Origin of the sequence: Silvibacterium acidisoli (assembly GCA_022870745.1) — a bacterium.
Taxonomy (GTDB): domain Bacteria; phylum Acidobacteriota; class Terriglobia; order Terriglobales; family Acidobacteriaceae; genus Silvibacterium.
The window spans coordinates 4,924,052-4,943,814 of sequence record CP085323.1 but is presented as its reverse complement, the minus strand read 5'-3'; the positions used below and the strand labels follow the sequence as shown (position 1 = coordinate 4,943,814).

At 56.4% G+C, this 19,763-nt stretch carries 15 protein-coding genes; 9 read left to right on the top strand and 6 right to left on the bottom strand.

The window, feature by feature from the left end:
- Positions 1-343 precede the first annotated feature (343 nt).
- The 3 genes from LJD29_RS20285 (at position 344) to LJD29_RS20275 (ending at position 3,492) form a co-directional block, all read left to right on the top strand.
- A complete protein-coding gene (locus LJD29_RS20285; RefSeq protein ID WP_446743397.1) occupies positions 344-1,201 on the top strand; it encodes a phosphatase PAP2 family protein in 858 nt (285 codons plus the stop codon).
- A 166-nt stretch (positions 1,202-1,367) separates the two neighbouring features.
- Positions 1,368-2,045: a response regulator transcription factor gene (locus tag LJD29_RS20280; protein WP_446743396.1), complete on the top strand. Its 678-nt coding sequence runs from the start codon at positions 1,368-1,370 to the stop codon at positions 2,043-2,045.
- On the top strand, positions 2,026-3,492 hold the full coding sequence (locus LJD29_RS20275; protein WP_446743395.1) for a HAMP domain-containing sensor histidine kinase: 1,467 nt from the start codon (positions 2,026-2,028) through the stop codon (positions 3,490-3,492). Before LJD29_RS20280 ends, LJD29_RS20275 begins: the two co-directional genes overlap by 20 nt.
- Before the next feature lie 73 nt (positions 3,493-3,565).
- Here the strand turns inward: LJD29_RS20275 and LJD29_RS20270 are convergent, their stop codons facing one another.
- Both LJD29_RS20270 and LJD29_RS20265 read right to left on the bottom strand, forming a co-directional pair.
- Positions 3,566-4,759, bottom strand: coding sequence for a VIT1/CCC1 transporter family protein (locus LJD29_RS20270; protein WP_446743394.1), 1,194 nt, complete (start codon positions 4,757-4,759; stop codon positions 3,566-3,568).
- Positions 4,760-5,039: 280 nt separating this feature from the next.
- A complete protein-coding gene (locus LJD29_RS20265; protein WP_446743393.1) occupies positions 5,040-6,446 on the bottom strand; it encodes an amidase in 1,407 nt (468 codons plus the stop codon).
- Positions 6,447-6,555: 109 nt separating this feature from the next.
- Between LJD29_RS20265 and LJD29_RS20260 the strand changes: the two genes are divergently transcribed.
- Positions 6,556-7,119 carry a TetR/AcrR family transcriptional regulator gene (locus LJD29_RS20260; protein WP_446743392.1) on the top strand — a complete coding sequence of 188 codons (564 nt, stop codon included), beginning with the start codon at positions 6,556-6,558 and terminating at the stop codon, positions 7,117-7,119.
- A 29-nt stretch (positions 7,120-7,148) separates the two neighbouring features.
- Here LJD29_RS20260 and LJD29_RS20255 read toward each other — a convergent pair whose 3' ends face one another.
- On the bottom strand, positions 7,149-7,730 hold the full coding sequence (locus tag LJD29_RS20255) for a TetR/AcrR family transcriptional regulator (RefSeq protein ID WP_446743391.1): 582 nt from the start codon (positions 7,728-7,730) through the stop codon (positions 7,149-7,151).
- Positions 7,731-7,844: 114 nt separating this feature from the next.
- Here LJD29_RS20255 and LJD29_RS20250 point away from each other — a divergent pair, with 114 nt between their 5' ends.
- Complete coding sequence (locus LJD29_RS20250) at positions 7,845-8,816, top strand: aldo/keto reductase (protein ID WP_446743390.1); 972 nt, start codon at positions 7,845-7,847, stop codon at positions 8,814-8,816.
- Positions 8,817-9,014: 198 nt separating this feature from the next.
- Here LJD29_RS20250 and LJD29_RS20245 read toward each other — a convergent pair whose 3' ends face one another.
- The 3 genes from LJD29_RS20245 to LJD29_RS20235 all read right to left on the bottom strand — a co-directional run bounded on the left by LJD29_RS20245 (position 9,015) and on the right by LJD29_RS20235 (position 10,970).
- On the bottom strand, positions 9,015-9,941 hold the full coding sequence (locus LJD29_RS20245; RefSeq protein WP_446743389.1) for a YXWGXW repeat-containing protein: 927 nt from the start codon (positions 9,939-9,941) through the stop codon (positions 9,015-9,017).
- A 60-nt stretch (positions 9,942-10,001) separates the two neighbouring features.
- Positions 10,002-10,433 carry a hypothetical protein gene (locus tag LJD29_RS20240; RefSeq protein WP_446743388.1) on the bottom strand — a complete coding sequence of 144 codons (432 nt, stop codon included), beginning with the start codon at positions 10,431-10,433 and terminating at the stop codon, positions 10,002-10,004.
- Positions 10,434-10,613: 180 nt separating this feature from the next.
- Entirely contained in the window at positions 10,614-10,970 is a 357-nt protein-coding gene (locus LJD29_RS20235) for a hypothetical protein (protein WP_446743387.1), read from the bottom strand.
- A 515-nt stretch (positions 10,971-11,485) separates the two neighbouring features.
- Between LJD29_RS20235 and LJD29_RS20230 the strand changes: the two genes are divergently transcribed.
- The 4 genes from LJD29_RS20230 to LJD29_RS20215 all read left to right on the top strand — a co-directional run bounded on the left by LJD29_RS20230 (position 11,486) and on the right by LJD29_RS20215 (position 19,669).
- Positions 11,486-12,640, top strand: a complete 1,155-nt coding sequence (locus tag LJD29_RS20230; protein WP_446743386.1) for a sensor histidine kinase — start codon at positions 11,486-11,488, stop codon at positions 12,638-12,640.
- Positions 12,637-13,281: a response regulator gene (locus LJD29_RS20225; protein ID WP_446743385.1), complete on the top strand. Its 645-nt coding sequence runs from the start codon at positions 12,637-12,639 to the stop codon at positions 13,279-13,281. The genes LJD29_RS20230 and LJD29_RS20225 overlap by 4 nt, the downstream gene beginning before the upstream one ends.
- Before the next feature lie 156 nt (positions 13,282-13,437).
- Entirely contained in the window at positions 13,438-14,808 is a 1,371-nt protein-coding gene (locus LJD29_RS20220; protein ID WP_446743384.1) for a hypothetical protein, read from the top strand.
- Positions 14,809-15,493: 685 nt separating this feature from the next.
- Positions 15,494-19,669 (top strand): pectate lyase-like domain-containing protein, encoded by a 4,176-nt coding sequence (locus LJD29_RS20215; protein WP_446743383.1) that lies wholly within the window; start codon positions 15,494-15,496, stop codon positions 19,667-19,669.
- Positions 19,670-19,763: the final 94 nt, after the last annotated feature.

Here is a 19,763-nt window from a genome sequence, read left to right as displayed (position 1 = left end):
TCGTACTCGAGCGGGCGCTGTGTTCTCTGTCGGAAGTGATGCATGATCGTTACAATTCATATCGCTCATTCGATGGAGATCTCGAAGCCGAATTGTCGCAGGATGCGGACACGTTGGAGAAGGCTGAGAAATCGACGTAAGAAACCTGGAGAGAATGAATGCCGGGGTGTAGTCAGCTATGTGTCCCTGAACAGATTGTCATGTTGACGGTCCGGAACTGAGGATAACTTGGGAGAGAGGCGACTCATCGGCAGACGTACCGGCCGTTGATCGTTCCTGATTCTTGCTCCCAGCGTTGAACGTTACGGGTTATCCATTGATGCGGCGAGGATGGCGGCCCGGAATGTGCAAGCCAGTGTACAAGTCTTTCCCCATGCGCACTTTATTCATCGGCCTGCTGCTAGTGGTTTTTCGGCTTAGTGGCATTGCCCAGGTCCCCGCGGAGAAGAGCTGTGACATTTCTTCGTTGCAGATATGTGCCCTGCACGTGGCACAGGACGAGGCGGGCATCGTTACCGCTCCCTTTCACCTCCGTGCCAGCAGCCTTTTATGGATCGCCCCTTTTGGCATAGCTACGGGCGTGGGCATCGATAAGGATGCCGAAGCGATTCAGGCCCTTGGGGTTGATCCAAACCGGGAACGCCAGTTTCGGCGCATCTCGGATTATGGCGGCATCTATGGCCCAACTGCTGCGATCTTTACTGGCTACGTTACTGGCCGTGTAACTCATAACGCTCATCTCCAGGAGACTGCTGTTCTTGCTGGAGAGGCAATGGCGGACTCAATTATTCTGAACAAAGGGCTGGAGTACGCCATCAATCGCCAGGATCCAATGCAGGGCGACGGCACAGGGCGCTTCTGGCCCCACGGATTCAAGACGTGGCCAGACGGCCAATCCATGCCTTCCGATCACTCCATTCTGGTTTGGTCATTTGCCCATGTGGTGGCGTCGCAGTATAACGGCATCGCGACGGAACTCCTGGTCTATTCACTTGCGGCAACAGTCTCTGCGTCCAGGGTTATTGCCCGGGAACATTTTCCAACCGATGTCTTTGTCGGAAGCGCGCTTGGCTACGGTATTGGCGGATATGTGGTTGGGCGCCGTTCCACCGCAAGCGCCTGGCAGCGTCTCTCGGTCTCATCTGTTTCGACACCGAACGGCAGGGGAATGCAGCTGCAATATACCTTCGTCGGCAATTAACCCCTTGTTCTCCGGGTAGCAACGGGCCTGCAAAAACCGCCGGCCGTACGTTCGGATAGTTCGACCGCGCCACCTGCATTTGCGTGATTGTGACGGGATGAACGAATTGTCATTTTTGCTGCCTAGAGTAGCCCAAACGCTCTATGCAGATGTCTTACGATGATTTATGCGCATTCTGCTGGTAGAGGATGACCACGAGATTCAGAGCTTCGTCACCGATGCTCTGCTTGGCGCCGGATACGAAGTGGATGCCGCGGACGACGGGCAAACCGCTTCCAGTCTGGCAGCAAAGCGGTCTTACCATGGCATGATCGTGGACCTCGGCCTGCCGGACCTGGACGGGATCGACCTCATCCTTCAGCTTCGTCATTCAGGGGTAAGAAGTCCTGTCCTGATACTCTCGGCGCGGAGATCCGTCGATGAGCGGGTAAGGGGCCTCGAGCTTGGAGGGGATGACTACCTGACCAAGCCGTTTGCAGTTGCTGAGTTGCTCGCGAGAATGCGTAATCTGCTGCGGCGTCACTCATCAGTGGCCGAAGATCCGACGCGTCTGCATGTGGGCGACCTGGAATTGGATCTGCTCAAACGCAGGGCCACACGGGCCGGCGATGTGCTGAATCTCAGCCCCCAGGAGTTTGCCCTGCTCGAGTACCTGTGCAGAAACGCCGGCAAGGTAGTCACTCGTTCCATGCTTCTGGCAGATGTGTGGGGCATGCGTTTCCAACCCGATACGAATGTCGTGGACGTTCATATCTATCGCCTTCGCGGAAAGGTCGATTTGCCAGGCCGGAGTCCGCTCATCAAGACGCTGAGAGGAATCGGATATGTCGTCACCGCCGCCTGATCCTGTGACTCGAAGTGCTGCCTGGCGTATCTCTCTCTGGGCTACGCTTGCGTTCGCGGTCGGTACGCTGATCGTCTTTGCCATGTTGCAGCAGTTCATGGTCAGCCAGATACAGCAACGGAGCGACGCGTGGCTATCGGGCGAAGTGGCAGTTCTTGGCGACGTCGCAGGGCGCACTCCAAAGGACAATCTCTACGACCGGGTCGTCGGTGAGGTTGCTGAGCTTGCGAGTCGTGAGGTGCCGAATCAGCGGAAGGGTCAGGGCGTCGACAATAGCGCGGTCTTCTTCCTGCAGGCGGCAGAGGATGGTCCACCGAGGCTCTGGGTGGGCGAGGGCGACGGACTCAAACACCTGGAGGCCATCCGGTCTTCAAGAGTCCTGGCCGGTGTTCCCCGGGATGTGAAGGTACGAGGGACGAGCTATCCCTTTCGTGTAGCCGCAACCCGCATTGCAGATGGCAGCTACATCTATCTTGGTCTTTCGGAACAGGACGAACTCCGCGTATTACGCGACATGATGATTCGCTTCGTCTTTATCTGGCTGCTCATCGTGCTGCTCGGCTTCGTCATCGTGTTTTATACAACGAGAAGGATGCTGGGCTACGTTCGAGAGATAACGGAAGCCGCATCCCATATCGGCGAATCCGACCTGACCAGCAGGGTGCCGAACCTTACGGGCAAAGATGAGGTCGGCCATCTCGCCAGAACTCTGAACCGCATGCTCGACCGGATAGAAAACACTGTCCACCAACTGCACACGATCACCGGCGCCCTGGCACACGATTTGAGAAGTCCACTTACCGCTGTGCGCGGCAAGCTGGAGGTGAGTTTATCCAGGGACCTGAAGGCAGACCAGATCGAGCCGATCGCCGCCGCAATCGATGAACTCGACAGGCTCACTGATTTTCTCAATGCATCGCTGGATGTTGCAGAGGCAAAAGCCGATGCTCTCAGGCTGTCCCGACGGGAGATCCTGTTGGACGAACTGGTGAGGGACATGATCGCTCTCTACGAGCCATCCATGGCAGAGAAAGGAATCCAGGTTTCCGTCAAGATCCTGGACAGCTGCCAGGTGCTTGTCGATGCCGCTCTCATCCACCGTGTCCTTGCGAACCTTCTCGACAACGAGATAAAGCATTTGCCGCCATGCTGCAATGTACAAATCTCTCTCCATGCCGATGAAAAGGTCGCAGTTCTGACGGTTGAGGACAATGGGCCTGGATTCGATATTGCGGTGCAAAGCAGGCTCTTCCAGCAACGAGTCAAGGGCCGCGACTCGCGTGGGTACGGTCTGGGCCTCGCCTTTGTGCAGGCGGTAGTCCGGGCCCACGGTGGCGCCGTTTCCGCGAGCAATAGGCTTTCCGGCGGAATTCGATTGAGCATCGAGATTCCATTAACGAAGCGATCCGGAGGTTCTGTTCACGATGTCATTGCTGCCAGGGCCTGATCGCATCCGCTGTGGGCAGTCAGCCCAGCTCTTAACGACTGAATCGGGGTACATGCCGATTCAGTCGTGACGTTTACGATCCTCCACCGATTTTGCCCAGTCCGATTCCAATCAGATATGTCACAACACCCTCCACTGCCCCGATCCAGGTCATCTCAAATCCGCTGGACCACCATGAACGGATCGTGATCAATGATTTCGCGGCTCCGACCGCGAAGTGTGCTGCCAGTGAAATAACAGCAGCCACGATCACTGCAGGAATCCCATTCATGAAGAAGAAGGGAACAATGGGGATGAAGGCACCCGCAGCTGTGGATAGTGCGCCTGAGACAGCGGACACCAGCGGTTTCCTCAGCGCCTCCTCGGTCGTGTCCAGACGTTCCTTGGCGAGCGCCTTGATGAGCTGTTGCCGGTCCCTGGCGAGATGCTCAACAAACCGCTTAGCATCATCTTCCGGTATTCCGCGAATCTGGTAGCTGAGCGTCAGTATCTCCCGTGCTTCTGCCTCGTTCTCGTTGACCGCTTCACGTTCCCGGGCGTACTCGGCCTCGTAGATCTCCCTTTCGCTCTTCGCCGCCAGGTATGCACCGGATCCCATCGAGAGCGCGCTGGCGATCATGCCGGCCATGCCGGCAATCAGTACAAAATGACTGTTGCCGAGTGTCGCGCCCGACACGCCCGAGACGATACCGAAGATCGAACCCAGCCCGTCGTTGATGCCGTAGATTGCATCGCCCACCCAGCCGGCGGCGTGCGGCTGGCCTTTCTCTCGAGCCGCAACCAATTCATCAAGGGCTGCCTGCGCTTGCTCTACCGGTAATGCAGGCAGCGCACCTCGCGACCGAATCAGACCCGCCAGCGTTCGGTAATGTTCGGTCTCGTCCGCGATCACCTCCCGCAGAATTGCGATGCTCTGCTGGTCGCCAAGCGTCTCGAGTTGTTTGCCGTACTTCGCGATATCTCTGCTTTCATCGATCTCGAGCCTCCGCAAGGCAAGGTCGGCGCCTCCCACACGCTGCGCGAGTGAGTCCACCTGGCCGTTGGGCTTGCCATCGTATCGCGGTTCTGTCCCACCAAGTTCTTTTATGCGTGAGGCCCATAGGTCAGCATGATGTTTCTCGGCCATTGCAAGGCCACGCAATACATGTCGACGATGCGCATCGGCCTCATCCTGGGAGAGCGCCGTGTAGGTGTGGAAGCCTTCCATCTCTGCCTGCCAATTGGCTTCCAGTACAGAAAGGACGTTCGTTTGATCTTGGCTGGCCATGGTGATCTGTGACCTCGACTGAATCTCGATGTGCGATTCCTGCCAATTCTAAATTCTTGAATTCTAAGTCTGAGACGACATCCTGTGGGATGCCTGAAATCGCATTTAACTAATGTGATGGCTCACGATGGCGATCAGCGCATGGATGAACGTAAGTTCATCCATGCGCTGACTGTACGGATAGCAGTGAAGCAACGAATACCAGTTGAGAACGCAGGTGCCGATCTCGCTGTGTGATGTGCGGTTTTACTTCCCCTAATGGTGAAGTCGCCTGTATTCCTCAGAGGTTCGGATGAAGATTCCGTACAGGACTTACTTCTTCGAGAAGCGAAGCCACGTGCAGAATCGTGGATTCGGCTTGCCAGCTGCCGACGATCTGCACCCCGATCGGCATTCCGTCGTGGCTTGTGCCGAAACGCATGGAAACACCCGGCAGGCCGGTCACGTTCAGCGGGCTTGTCGCGGACATGATGCCCATGATGTTCACCGTCTGCCCGTTGATCTGTAACTCCTGCTGGCCGTGCTTGAAGGAGGGAGTGGGCAGCACAGGGGTAAGCAGTACGTCGTACTTCTGAAAGTATTCGGCATAACTATCCTTCAAGCGCTCCGCAGCCTGCGCTGCATCGATGTAGTCGGCCGCTGGTGTGTCGGGCAGCGAGAGCATGAACCTGGCCATGTCGCCAATCTCCTCGCTACGACGGCCTGCTGTCGTCTTCACAAAGCCTGGCTTCATCTCGAGAACATGCAGGCGGCTGAAGACATCGAGTGCAAAATCGCGCTCCAATGCAGGAATGCGTACAGGCTGGACTGTGTGTCCGAAATTCTTGAGCGCTTCCGCCGCCGCTTGCACCGTTGTAGCTGTCTCCGGATCAATTGGCCCAAATCCCGGTTCGACCAGCCAGCCGACACGAAGCGTAGACTTGCTGGAGCCGATGCCGTTATCAAAAGGAATGGCGCTGCTGGAGTAGCCGTCCTGCCCGTCAGGGCCGGCGAGCTGCGCATAAGCCAGCGACAGATCGCGGATACTCCGCGCCATCGGGCCTACGTGCCAGAAGCGGCGTGGCTCACGGGGCCAGATGCCAGTCATGGGCACTCGTCCATGTGTTGCCTTCAGTGACACGATGCCCGTGTGGGCAGCAGGGCCACGCACAGAGATCGCAAGGTCGGTGCCGAGACCTAACGGAGACATGCCGGCTGCTATCGCCGCCGATTCACCGCCGCTGGAACCTCCCGGAGTCAGGTCGGGGTTCCATGGGTTGTTCGTGCGGCCGGTGAGGAGATTGTCGCTTTCGATGCCGTAAGAGAACTCGGGAAGATTTGTCTTTGCCAGCAGAATGCCTCCAGCTTTCTTCAGACGTGCAACGCTGGTGGCATCGGCGTTGGGCGTGCGGCCCTTGAAGATGGGTGTGCCACGCTGGGTCGGCACCCCCGCCGTGTCGATCGAATCCTTCGCCGTGAACGGCACACCGTGCAGCGGCCCGATTGGCTCACCTCGCCATAACATTGCCTCCGCTTCCTGGGCGGCCTGCAGGGCATCGCCGGCGATCGTAACAATCGCGTTTACCTTTGGGTTCACCGTCTCGATGCGGTCCAGGTGAGCCTTCATGACTTCGACCGGAGAGATCTCGCGTGAGCGGATCAGTTCAGCAAGCTTCGTTGCGTCGTACTTGGTCAGTTCAGTATTCATATTCGCCTCTCTACCTGCCGGTTGACAGGTTGTACGGTTTGAGATTCTACCTGCCACATGGTAGATTCAGAAAGTCAGAGAAATTTGTACTGAGTCTGGAGGCTTGACTATGAGTGGAAATGCTCGCGAAGACATTCTAGCTGCGGCAAAACTGGTTGCGCAGGCCCACGGATATGCGGGCTTGAACTTTCGCGATCTGGCTGCCCAGGTCGGCATCAAGGCCGCAAGTATCTACTATTATTTCCCGAGCAAGGCCGAACTGGCGAAAGCGGTGGCGAGGCGCTACTGGGAGGATGACGCGGCGTGTCTGGAATCTCTGCTGCAAAACTCCGCGAAACCGATCGACGCGCTGCGCCGTTATCCTGAGACCTTTCGCTGGGCTCTTGAGAACGACAACCGCATCTGCCTATGCAGCTTCATGTCCGCCCAGTTCGACGATATACCTGACGAAGTGAAGACAGAGGTTCAGGCATTCGCCGATGTGAATGTAGCGTGGCTCAAGAAGACGCTGATTGCCGCAAAGATCGTTACTCCCAAGGAGGCTGAGAAGAGAGCGCGCGCTATCTACTCCGGGATTGTCGGCGCTCAACTCGTGGCCAGAAGCAGGGCAGATATCTCTCTCTATGACAGTCTCATCGAAAGTTATCGGGCCGCAGGATTATTCCCGGGGTAGAGCAGGGGATTGCTCACTCGATACGTCGCTTAAGCAGGCCAGGCCTGCAAGGCACGCTCTGCAATCTTCTCAAGATCTCTTCGCGTTGCTCCCGATTGCGCCTCGATCGCCATACCCCAGCGCAAACTCATCAAGTAACGCGCAAGCTCTGCAGGGTCGGAATCTATGGGCAAGTCACCTGCGGCCTTCGCATCCCGAAATCGTTTGCGCAGCTGTTTGAAGCGCACATCCCTGGCCTGCGACAGCTCTCTCCGGATTTCAAGGGCATCGTCTGCACAAGGCATCGAGTTGTTCACTATCAGGCAGCCCGGCGGCATGCCTGAGCGCGTGTACGCCTCCACGCAGCCGAAAAGTATCGTCTCGGCAACCTTTCTTGCTGTGGGCTTGAGTAGCGCCTCGTTCATGAACGCGAGATAGTTAGAAGCGTAGTAATCGACAACCTTCCGGAAGAGGTTATCTTTGCTCGCGAAGGCGAAATAGAAGCTGGGGGGCGTCACTCCCATCTCGGCTGTGAGCTCCGCCAACGAGGTCTGGTCGTAGCCCTTGCGCCAGAACAAGTTCATGGCAGTATGCACTGCCTTGTCGATATCCAGTACGCGCGTGCGGCTCATGGATCCCCCTTTTCGAAGACGTTTTTCTGAATCGACCTTGTCTCAACGCCATCTACTTCTTTAAATATAGCGAACGCTATATTTAAACGCAAGAATCACTGACGGAGAGCAACGATGGAATTCAAGAGATTTGGAAATACGGGACTGACAGTATCCCGCATGTGTCTCGGGACCGGAACATTTGGCGCGAAGACGGACGAAGCAGAGGCTGGTCGCATGATCGACAGGGCTGAGGAAGCGGGTGTCAATTTCCTCGATACGGCCGACATCTATCCGCCTGGCGGTGCTTCGGGAAGTTCTGAGGAAATTCTTGGCCGCTTGCTCAAAGGCAGGCGCGAGCGATTCGTTGTCAGCACGAAGGCTGGCCACAAGATTGGGCCCTCCGCCTGGGATCAGGGCACATCTCGTAAGCATCTTCTCGACGCGATCGACGCTTCGCTGCAGCGGCTAAACACCGATTACATCGACATCTATTCGGTCCACATGGACGATCTTTCAACCCCGATCGACGAGACGGTCGAAGCCATGGATACGATTGTTCGTTCAGGCAAGGCCCGCTACATCGGCGTCTCCAACTTCCTGACCTATCGCCTTGCGAAGTCTCTCGGACGACAGGAAGCTTTGAAGCTTGCCCGCTATGTTTCGGTGCAGCCTCGTTATAGCCTGCTCTTCCGTGAGGTCGAGCGTGAACTCTTTCCGCTCGCGCAGGAAGAAAACGTCGCGGTCTTTTCCTACAATCCGCTGGCTGGCGGCCTCTTGAGCGGCCGTTATAAATTCGAAGAGACTCCCGATAGCGGACGATTCGCAGCTGGCTCCATGTACTCCGCGCGCTACTGGCGTGAGAAGGAGTTTGAAACGGTGAAGAAGGTGAGCACGGTTGCCGAGTCTGTCGGTAAGCCCATCGCGACCGTTTCCATTGCGTGGATTCTGGCTAATCCCACGATCACTTCCGTGATCCTGGGTGCAAGTAATACGGATCAGCTTGGGGATACCATCGCGGCAGTCGACGCTTCACTCGATCCGGAAATAAAACAGAAACTCGACGACCTCAGCGTTGAATACCGTCGTGGAGACGCAGGCAAATAAAAAATGCAGCTGGCCACGAGCCGCTCTTGCATCGCTCGTGTCCAGCTGTGTGGTCGGTCTCTTTCGATCCGTCTCTAGTTTCATTGATAAGGTTGCCAGCCTGCTGAGGGAGGATGGCGTCCGGTTGTGCCAGCTTGCGCTGTCACAACCGTGCCATTTCCGTGACCTCGGTGGCCGTCAAACCCTTAGTGGCAGACGCTAGCGCGGGGCGTGCTGAGCATCATGCTTCTGGTTATAAATATGGCGGCTGGTTCTGTTTTGCTGCTGCCGTATCTGCTGCCGTTCTTGGGAAGAGAGTCTGCCACCATTCGCCTGGCGGTCCTGGCGAATTTCTTGATTGGTACGAGCCTCCTGATTCTCAAGACGTCCAGTTTCGCGAGCGTTGAGCTGACCGGAGGCTACGCCCTGCGCAATGCGTCCCTGCTGGTTGAAACGGGCCCCGTTGACACTGTTCATCGCAGTTGTACCCGGCCTTCCGCCGTTGCTTGAGGCCCACTGGCTGCGGTCCTGACTTGCTGTCTGCTGATGGGAGAACTGATTGGCTGTAGGCTGGAAGTGCTGCTCGTTCATGGCCATCCGCTCCTGTACGTTCGGTTGAACCGCTACTCCTCCCGGGCCGTTGAAGCTGGTGCGGTTCACCACTGTGTTGTTGATGACGGTTCGATTCACGTAGGTGTCGTGAATGACCGTGGTGTTTACATTCACCACCGCAGTGTTGTAACGAAAGACGCTTCCCGCCCATGCGCCACCGGCGAAACCAATACCGCCGTAGCCAAATCCGTAGTTGATGCCACCATAGAAGCCGACATGCGGACCCCAGTAGCCCGCGTGGAAGGCATATACGCCTCCGGCGAGACCCCAGTATGGCGGTGTCCACAGCAAGCCCGGATGTGGCGGCGCAACCCATACGCCCGGCACCCAGTAGTAGCCGGAGGTTGCATAAGCCCAGTATCCGGGTGTCCAGAGATATCCTGGCGTCGGACAAGGGGGTTGTGTGTACACAGGCAGAGCCGGTGGTGCTATCCGTATCGAGACGCCAATAGCAGCTTGAGCGGCGCAGGCGATGGGGGCTGCGAAAAAGAGAAGCGCGAGAAATAAGTTGAGACATCGATTTCGTTTGCTCATGTTATGACCTCAATCGCCATATCTGGCAGGGATTTGCTCCAGCTTTATTTGCTGGTTGGACTAATTGCCGGAAGGAGCGCCGCCCTGCTGCCTGGCTGCTTTACGTTCCTGCTTCATCTGTTCGTACTGCTGCTTCTGCGTATCGTTCATGATGCCTTCGATGTTTGCGTCACTTGCCTGACTGATACTCCGCATCTTGGCTCGCTTGTCTTTCGGAGCAAGGGTGGTATCCGCACGGGCACTCTGCATCTGCTGGTCCCGGTCGGCGAGGATCGGCTCGAGCTTGGATTCCTGGTCGGCGGAGAGACCGAGTTTCTTGGCCATTCTCCTGGCCTGACGTTGAGGATTCGCGACATGTCCTGTCTGCCCTGGAGCGGCAGCCTGGGGGCCGGTGGCAGCGGGCTGCTGTTGCTCCTGAGCAAAAAGCGAGGCACTGGTGCCTGCTGCCAATAGAATGGCTCCCAGGGATAGGGTGGCGGAGAAATTACGCATGGTTGTAGCTCCTTAGAGAGTGTTTGCTGTCTCTTGAATTTCGGGTTCGGGTCGTGGAGACCCGTTATCAGACCTGCGTAACGACAATGTCGCTGCAAAGGTCTGATACGGGTCTCCGTCTGACGCAAATGATGACCGGTTGTTCGGGCAGCCTGGCGAACAAGGCAGGCTGGTCCTGGCCTATCGAGGAGGAACTCCTGGATCGGTCGCGCGGTTGTGATTGCGGTCGTAAATGTTCTGCGAAGTGCGGTCCTGTTGACGCGCCAGTTTGTGCCGGTCCTGCGCGGTGAGATGGCCTCCATCGGCGGCCCGCATGTTGCTTTCTTCAGATCTCAGGTGTGCCTGATGGGCGTCAGCCGCGGCCGCACCTTTGGGCGTAATCTGGCCGTCGGCAACACCCTTGTTGATGCGAGCTTGCTGCCGGGCATCCCGTGCGTTGATCGAGTGGCGCTGATTGTAAGTTGTTTGCTGTGCCAAAGCGCTTGATGCCGGGATCGCTGCGAGCGAAGCTGCGACGAGTAGGGTTTTGAAGTTCATTTGTGATGCTCCTTCCGATAAACGTGGGTTTGCGCGCTCAATCGATTGAGGGTTTGTATCAGCCTCAAATTCGACTATCTAGACATATTGAATGCGAATTTCGGAGAAGTTCTTCTCCCGTCGAGAGGGTATTTTCGTGCCCGATCGAGGGGTATCGCAGCCGCTCGCAGGGGCGGCCCTAAGGGGATAACCGTTGTTGTTTGAGAGACTTTACCCACTGGCAGCGATCCTTCTACCGGCCAGGCGGTATGGAAGCTGGTTGCGGCAGGCGATATCCTCGGGGTGAGAGCTGGAACCATCCGCCATTCATGACGACAGATAACCCTCAAAATATCGCAAGCCCCCTCTTTTCCGGACGAAAGGTCCTATGGGTGGGTTGCGCCCTCATCCTGGCGGTGATGTGTATCAGCACCGCAGACATTATCTATTCACTTCGCCGAACAGCTGCGAGGAGCGATGCCCTACTGGCTGTTTCAAGTAAGAGAAGGCATCTTCTCGATCGAATTCGAGGGTTGATGCTCCGGTCCGGCTTATCGCCGGAGAATGGCGGCCAGCGCGCAATGGATGAAAGCGAACTTCCTGCAGCGCATCTGCAGGCCGAGCAGCTTCTTGAAGAGTTCGGGCGGACACTTGATGCACGCGGAGAGGAAGCCACACAGCAAAAGCTTGTCGAGCTAAAAAACTCGATCGACAAATACTGGGACTCACTACCTGAGATCCGTGCGCAGAACGAGAATCATCCCCGATCCGCCCCGCCCATGCCCGGATCTCCTGAGAGGATGCAGATCCGGCATATCGCTCGGCAGATTATGGCGTTGAATAACGAGCAGGAGGAGCGCACCCAGGCCCAACTGCATGCCGAGCAGGACCGCTTGCAGGGTGAGCTTCTCGTCTCCTCTCTTCTATCGCTGGTGGTCGTGTTCGGCCTTATCGCGGCCATGTCATATCGCATCAAACTCGCCGAACGCTATGCAGCGGCTCAGTACCAGGAGATTGTCCAGGCAAGAACTGAGCTTCGCAACTTCGCAGCGCAGCTCGAGAACGCACAGGAAGAAGAGCGGCGCAAGTTGTCACGTGAGCTCCATGATGAATTTGGACAGACGATGGCGGCGGCACTCGTGGAACTCAGTCGAATACAAAGTGAGATGATTCACGATGACCCGACGAAGGCACAACTTGCGGGAGTCAAGCTCGAACTGGAAAACAGCATGCGCTCAATTCGGGATATTGCGTTGCTGCTACGCCCATCCATGCTCGATGACTTTGGTCTCGTTCCCGCGCTTCGCTGGCAAGGCCGTGAAATCGCCAGGCGGTCGGGCCTGGCGGTAAGCGTCGAAGCCGACGACAATAACGAGTTCCTTCCGGATTCCTATAGAACCTGCATCTACCGGGTCGTTCAGGAGGCTCTTCACAATACGGTGAAACACGCATCGGCGACTTCTGTTCTGATTGTTTTCAAATGGACAAATGAGGCATTGGTTCTCACCGTTTCAGACAATGGCAAAGGCTTCAATCCGGCGATCGAAAAAGGGATGGGATTGCTCGGTATGGAGGAACGAGTCGGAAGACTCTCAGGCCGTGTACAGGTTAAATCCTTCCCCGATAAGGGAACCTCAATTTACATCACACTTCCCGTTCCAGTGACCGCAGAAAGCGAGATGACTGCATGATTCGTATCGCTCTTGCCGATGACCATACTGTTCTGCGTGCCGGTCTGAAAATGTTGCTGGAGCGCCAGCGTGATTTCGAGATCGTCGGAGAAGCGAGTGATGGACGCGAATTGCTTCGTGTTGTAGATGAAGTCACACCTGACGTCGTGGTTACAGACATCGGGATGCCGAAACTCAACGGAGCCGAGGCGACTTCCCAGATCGTGACGAAGCATCCCGGTACGCGGGTTATCGTGCTCAGCATGCATAGCGATGAAGCCTACGTGCTTCGTGCTTTAAAGGCGGGAGCTCGAGGGTATCTGGTCAAGGAATCGGCCGAGGCGGATCTCATGTCTGCTATCCGCACAGTCCATTCCGGAAAAGCATTCTTTAGCCCGTCCATCAGCGCGCTGCTGGTTGAAGACTATGTTCGGCAGATGCGGGACCGTGGAATCGAAGACAGCTATGATCTGCTCACATCGAGAGAGCGTGAGGTTCTGCAACTGATTGCAGAGGGCAAAAGCAATAAAGACATCGCGCAACTGCTCGGCCTCAGTCTTTATACCGTAGAGACACACCGGGGAAATATCCTGGGGAAGCTGAATCTTCACAGCGTTCCGGAACTGATTCTCTATGCCGTGCGGAAGGGTGTTATTTCCTGACCTCATGCAGTGATATCAGTTCTGCCGGCTTGTCAGCTTCACTTGAGGCTCAAGGATTTATTTCGTTTCGATAGCCGATGCGGAGCACCCGCGTGAAGGCTGGAACAGTTCACAATCTGTTCACGCAACAATGTTGAACTACAACTCGATACCGACATGCCTGTATCCAACACGAGCTCTCAGCGTGAGCCCTTTGCGAAACGGGCTCAGAGTCCCACGCGTCTTCCGCCTCTGGAGTCGGAAGCCTCGCGGCGGGAACTGGTCCGGCGTATCGTAAACTCTCCAACCTTTGCGAAAAGCGAACGCCTGGGAACACTGCTGACCTATATATGCGATATGGCGATCGCAGGTCGTGAAGGAGAGCTTGCCGAGCAGAAGATAGGCGCCGATGTTTTTGGACGGGCCGAAGGCTACGATTCTGCGGTGGATGGTATCGTACGGAGCCAGGTAAGCCGTCTGCGGCAACGCCTGGATTTGTATTTTCAGCAGGAAGGCGTCGATGAGCCGGTGCAGCTCACGATCCCACGAGGCGGGTATGCTCCCGTGTTTGCGTCGCAGAAAGAGACGGAGCCCGTCTTGTCTGCCGACGCCGCACCCGCACAGCAGACGGTGTACCCGGCTCGACGGTCGGGTGATGGGCACGGCAGGCAAAGCGGCAGGTTGGCGCGATGGCTTCCGTGGGCTATCAGTGCCGTGCTGGCTTGCATGCTGCTCGGTCTGTGGATGCACGGGCTGGAGAAAGCACAGCCCCAGGTGTCCAGCCTCACGCATCCTTTTTGGGGTCAGCTTTTCTCCCCGAAGCAACCTGCGATGATCGTAGCGCCCGATTCCGGATTGATCCTGTATCGAATCCTGTCATCCCAGGAGCTTCACCTGAACGAATATATCGATGGTGGATACCGTTCAAAGGCGAACGATCTGGTTCCGGCTGGAGTGGCAGCAAAGAAATCCACGCTGGCGATCGACTTCGCGAACCGCCGCTACACATCGATGGTCGATCTCGACGCAATTCTGAGTATCCGCGACAGGGCAAAAGCACTTGGGAGCGATGTGTCCGTGCGTTATGCTCGCGATCTGCGGCCGAACGACCTGAAGCGGGGCACGGTCGTATTGCTTGGATCGAACACAGCGAATCCATGGGTCGAGCTTTTCCAACCGAACCTCAACTTCCTGCTCAAGGACGATGTCGTTGGCGATTTCAAAGTTATCAATCGCGCTCCGCGAAAGGGAGAACCGGCTGAATGGGTTTCGACCAGGAGTGACAGCCAGCGGCATGCATTCGGCATTATCGCGTATGTGCCGAGTCTCGAGGAGAACGGCGACGCGCTATTACTTGAAGGAGCGGGTATGTCGGGGACGGAAGCTGCGCTGGATTTTCTGAACGACGACACGCAGTTATCGCCCTTCCTCGAAAAAATTCGACGGCCGGATCACACGATTCCTCACTTCGAGCTGCTGATTGAAACACGCAATATGGATTCGAGCTCCGTACAAAGCCATGTTGTCGCGTGGCGCACCATGAAATAGCAGTCTTGCCGCCTTCATCCCCTGACGCTGCGGTTTACTCCTGCTCCCTCCACAAAAAAAATCCATGGACTTCATCCACGGCTATCGAGCCCGGAGAAGGCCGGCGCGCAGGCAGAATCGGACTTCCGCGGATGCGATCTGCTCCGGAAACTTCACATATGCCCTTCGTTGCTGGCCAGTATCAGGATTCATGAACGCCGTGTAAGTCGTTCATACATTGAATGGTTCAACCCTGAATCGGTGAAATGTGTTGGTAGGTGCCGCTCGCACTGTTACTTACTCTCTCAGCTCGATCGCGTGACCCACTAGACCCCGATTCATGGATGCTCCAGGGGGCTCGGATTCCGTCCTCGGCACATGTGTACGAATGGCCTTCCAGCGCTGTGCCAATTTCACGATTTGCATTGGTTCCTCGGAGAAACACCTTCAACGCGCCGCTCTACGAACCTCGAACTTTGATTTCTGAATGGAGTGAATGATGTCTCGTCTGAAATATCGCATCAGATCCCTGACCTTATCCATTTTCTGCACTCTTGCAGGCTGCCTGCATCTTCCGTTCCTGTCGTTGTCCGTAGCGCAGGCACAAGGTACACAGCCGGCACCGAACGGGCCGAACACTTCGATATTTGGTCCTTCCGTCTATGTGATCGACCCGTCGATGTCGCCAGCCGCTATCAATAGCCTGATGAGCGAACTCAACCAGGAGGCGCAGTTCAGCACCAATCGTTACGCGATCCTGTTTAAGCCGGGAACCTACGGTTCGACGGGTAGTCCCGTGGTCTCGCAGGTAGGATTTTATGAGCAGATCGCCGGTCTCGGCATATCGCCTGACTCAGTCAACATTACGGGCGGCTTCAATGTGGATGCGCTGATCGACGGAAACATGACCCAGAACTTCTGGCGGTCGCAGGAAAACCTGCATATCGTTCCGTCGGGCGGTCCCACGAACGGCGTGATTGACTGGGGAGTATCCCAGGGGGCTTCGCTCCGAAGAATGGATATCGGAGGCGGAGTCTGGTACGCAAACTCGCAGCCGATCGGTACTTTGAATGCCTGCCAGGAATCGAGCGGCGGTTTCACCGCCGACTCCTCGATACAGCAGCTGGTGAATGCCTGTTCACAGCAGCAGTGGTATACGCGCAACACAAGCCTGCTGGGCGGATTCACTGGCTATGTCTGGAACTTCGTGTTTTCCGGGGTATCCGGAATGGAACCGCAGCAGTCCTACCCGGGCGGCCCATCCGGAGACGCTAACGTCACGCTCCTTCCCACGACGCCGGTGCGGCGGGAGAAGCCGTTTCTGTACGTCGACAGCCAGGGAAACTACAACGTTCAGGTATCGGATGTTCAAAGGAACACCGTTGGAACCGACTGGAACGGAGTCGAAACCCTGAACGGTCATTCACTCCCGATCAGCGATTTCTTCATCGCAACACCTTCGACTTCCGTCGATGACATCAATGCAGCTCTGGCCGCCGGGCAGAATCTCATCCTCACGCCGGGAATTTACCAGTACAGCGTGCCCATCTATGTAGGAAACCCGAACACCATCGTGCTCGGTCTGGGATATGCGACGCTTGTTCCCCAGGCAGGCGAACCAGCGCTGGCCGTCGACGACGTTGACGGCGTGCAGATCGCTGGATTGTTGTTCGACGCAGGACCCAGCACTTCACCGATGCTTGTCGAAATAGGCCATCCAGGAACGATTAACCAGGGGCACTCCGACAACCCCACTTCGCTAAACGATGTATTCTTCCGCATCGGAGGCAGTACCGCCGGCTCCGTTGATACCGCATTGCAGATCGATAGCGGGGACGTAATTCTCGACAACATCTGGGCCTGGCGCGCGGACCATGGCAATGCCGGTACCTACGGTTGGACCGTCAATACGGCAAACCATGGCGTGGTCGTGAATGGTAAGAACGTGACGGCTCTCGGGCTCGCTGTCGAGCACTTTCAACAAACCCAAACGCAGTGGAATGGCGATAACGGCCAGACGATCTTTTATCAGAGCGAGTTTCCGTACGATGTGCCGAACCAGGCATCGTGGATGAACGGCACGTCGAACGGCTATCCCTCCTACGCTGTGTCTCCTGATTCGGTCTGCACCCATAAGGCGAGCGGGCTCGGCATGTACTCCTTTTTTAACCAGGGTGTGAATATTGTCGTCGACAACGCCATGACGGTACCGGCTTACAGCGGAGTGCAGGTCAGCGATGTCGGCACCGTGTTCTTAACCGGAAGCGGACAGATCAGCAATGTTGTAGATGGAATTGGTGGGGCGGCAAACTCTGCCAACGTATCGCAGGAGGTGCCGGTGGCTTCCTATCAGGGCTCCGCGAGTTGCCCTGCATCGACTGTCTTTACCACCGGTCTGACTTCGGGTTCCACGGTACCGCTCACCGCGATTGCCGACCCGAATCCTAACAACTGGGATACCACGAACATCATGGCTGCAATCCGCAATCCTCACCCGGATCTCGTCACTGTGGCTGCGCATCGAGGCGTACACGCGCTGGCAGGGACAGACCAGGCACCGAATGTTCCGGAAAACTCTCTGCAGGCGATCGGACTTGCCGCCCAGGCGGGATGGGAAGCGATCGAGATCGACGTGAAGCTGACCAGCGATGGCGTGCCGATTCTCACGCACGATAAGAACTGGGGTAGAGAGTGGTGCGGTTTAGGGAACTTTAACTTTTCTGGCGCGCCATTCGATCCGTTCAACGATCCGGCCACGGACGCGAGGAATCCGCTTGTCGCAAATACCGCTCTCTCCGATACAAGATCGTTCCTGGGCAATACGGTGTTGCGTGACAGCGTGAGCCTCCTCAGCACGATCAAGAACCATGGTTGCTGGGGATTAAACAACTGGCTGGGTGTATATGCTCCCACGCTACAGGACGTTTACGACTACATCCGCAAGAACAACATCGAGATGGTTGTTGAACTGGATGTTCAAGGGTTGGATTTCGCGAAAGCAGCATGGCCCATTGTGCAGGAGAGTAAAGATGCTCAGGGCCGCTCCTTCGCCAAATCTACGATCTTCAAGATGCCGGCGTTTCTATTTCCTACCACTGCCGACTACATCGCAGCCTTTGGAGACACCTATTCGGAGGTCAATTTCAATCCCGTCTTTCACACGAACTGGGTCGATCCATCCGGCGCGCGAGACAACGGAGTCTTTACGACCGAAGCCCAGATGAACCAGTGGATCACGAACTTTGAGTCGAATCCCAATATCAATATCTCGGCAATTGAAGTGACGATGAAGGACTACCTCGGAATTGCGAACGGGTCCATTCTGACCTCAGTGCTTCAGACTTCGAAGTTCAATCAGGCCACAGGGCAGCAAGTAACCATTTCAAACTTCAACCCGGTCGGCGATTATTTCCCGGGCAACAATCCGGCTAACACTCCGGCTCAATTTTTCAATACCGATGGAACCTGCTGCCACGAACTGGAACAGGATCTGTTCAACTCAATCGACGGCTCGACGCCGGTCAATCCTAATCTTCCGTGGGACCATGCCGACAATCGACCTGACCCTTCGTACCTGATAGGGAATGAAGGGGTACAGATGATTACCACGGATAATCCGATTGGCGTAAGCACATACGCAGCCTCGCTTGGTAAGCGGAACACCTCATATATGGAAGCGGGCAGCAACGTTACTACGTCTACTCCAACGGGTGGCGCCGCACCGGAGGGATATACACTGTGCGCCCCTGAGAACAGTACTTGTTCGTTTACGGGGACCTCGATCGTCGCGTTCGGAGTGAATGGACGGTTCATTTATCAGACCTTCACCAACGGGGTCGCATGTACGGACACGGCTTTTGGGAACGATCCTGATGTCGGGGTCGTAAAAGCCTGTTATCTGCCGCTCATCAGCGATGGCCAGAGCTACGTCTTCCAGAACGAGTCGAGCCAGATGTACCTCGACAACGACTGCGATGGCTGTTCCGGCTCAGCCACTGACAATGTTGCCGTCATCCAATGGGCAAGTGATGGATCAACAGCGCAGAATTGGACCCTGCACTCGCAAGGCAACGGTTACTACACGATAGTCAGCGCGCAGAGTGGTCTCTGTCTTGATGATCCGTATGGCAATGGCATACCCTCGCGCACACTTCCTCAATCGGCAGGCACCAGCACGATGTTATGGCAGCATGACTGTAATGGACAGACGACACAGAACTGGGAATTGATTCCGCAGGCGGACGGTTCTGTCATCATCCAGAACCAGGCGGCGACAGCCGCCAATGGCGGCACCACGATGGTTATCGACGACTATGACGCCGAGACCATACCGGGCCTGCAGATGTGGCTCTATCCTGCGATGGGAACAGCAACGCAGAACTGGCTGGTGTCGCAACCCCACAATACCTCAGCTCCTCCGACGGGCTCAGCTCCTCCGAGCGGGTATACGTTGTGTGCTTCGGAGAACAACCAATGTTCGTTCAGCGGAACTGCAACCGTTGCTTTCGGCGCTGACGGACGATACCTGTACGGAAATTTCACCAACGGAACGTCTTGCACGGCTGCAACGTTTGGCAACGATCCGGTCTACGGCGTGGTCAAGTCGTGCTACATTCCAACACCGAACACCACGCAGGCAGCCCCGCCTGGAACAACAGTCCCGAGCGGATACACCTTCTGCGCCGCGGAGAACAGTCAGTGTTCCTTTACCGGAACCGCGACCGTCGCCTTCGGCGCAAATGGGCAATACCTTTACCAGACGTTCACGAACGGAGTAGCTTGCACAACCACGGCATTTGGCAACGATCCCGATGTAGGGGTTGTAAAGGCCTGCTTCATTCCTGCGCCAAATACCACTCAGGCGGCTCCGGCCAAAAACTAAACCCAGCGAAGTAGCAGCCTCGTAAGTACCAGCTTGAGCACCATGGCCAGTCAGGCCGTGGTGCTCAAGCTGTTTTGGAATGGGGCAGGGAACA